Origin of the sequence: Arthrobacter sp. Hiyo1, assembly GCF_001263615.2 — a bacterium.
GTDB lineage: Bacteria > Actinomycetota > Actinomycetes > Actinomycetales > Micrococcaceae > Arthrobacter.
On the sequence record NZ_DF952475.1, the window covers coordinates 54,065 to 55,047 of the forward strand.

Sequence of the window (983 nt, forward strand, 5' to 3'; positions counted from 1 at the left end):
CGGACGCCAACGGCAACGACCTGGGCGGCGTGGGCGGCATGCAGCCCGGTTCGACCATGAAGCCAGTGACCCTCGCGGCCTGGCTCGGCGAGGGCAAAACGACGAACCAGATTGTCGACGCGTCAAGGCGGCGCTACGGCGTCAACTACCCGTGGAAGACGACATGCGGCCCCGTCCATGGATGGTTCGACAGCACTCTTCCACCCTCCACGGACCTGCAGAACGACGAACCCGGCTGGTACCGGCCCATGAGCGTCCGGCAAGGCATCTACAACTCAATCAACACCGCAACGTTCGCCTCCCTGGCCGGCCTGAACGACTTCTGCGATGTCCAGCGGGCCGCCGACGCCATCGGCCTGCACCTGGGCGACGGGAACGGCAAGAAAATCGACCTCTCGACCCTGGGCAATATCCTGGGCAGCCAGAACGTCGCCCCCCTGACGATGGCCAACGCCTTCGCGACGTTCGCCGCGGACGGTACCTACTGTGCGCCCATCTCGATCGCCGAAGTCGACGACGCCGCGGGCAAAAGAATCGGCGGGCAGGCATCGGCATGCCAGCCGAACGCCCTGAAACCGGATGTCGCGGAGGCAACCACCAATGTCCTCCAGGATGTCCTTACCAAGGGCTCCGGCCTGCTGATCCCGCAGAAGCTCGGCGTCCCGGACGCCGCCAAGACCGGTACCAACCAGTACAACAATCAGACCTGGGTCCTCGGCTACACGAAAGGCCTGGCGACGGCGTCCTTCTTCGGAGACCCTTTCAACGGCGGCCCTTCGCGGCTCGGACGCGACATCACGGTCAACGGCAGATACTACCCCCTGGTTGACGGGGCCTACATCGCCGGACCGCAGTGGGCGCAGTATATGCAGCAGGTCGTCGGTCTTTACGACCATGGCGACTTCGACGCTCCGCCGCAGACCCTCATCGGCGGCAACTCGCCACAGACCCGCAGCAGCAACCAGGCCACCGGCGGGACAAGC

General features: G+C 65.4%; 1 protein-coding gene. It reads left to right on the plus strand.

The window, feature by feature from the left end; all coding sequences use genetic code 11:
• Nucleotides 1–983 (plus strand): penicillin-binding transpeptidase domain-containing protein (locus AHiyo1_RS19270; protein ID WP_253257470.1); only part of this gene is annotated, 983 nt, incomplete at both ends.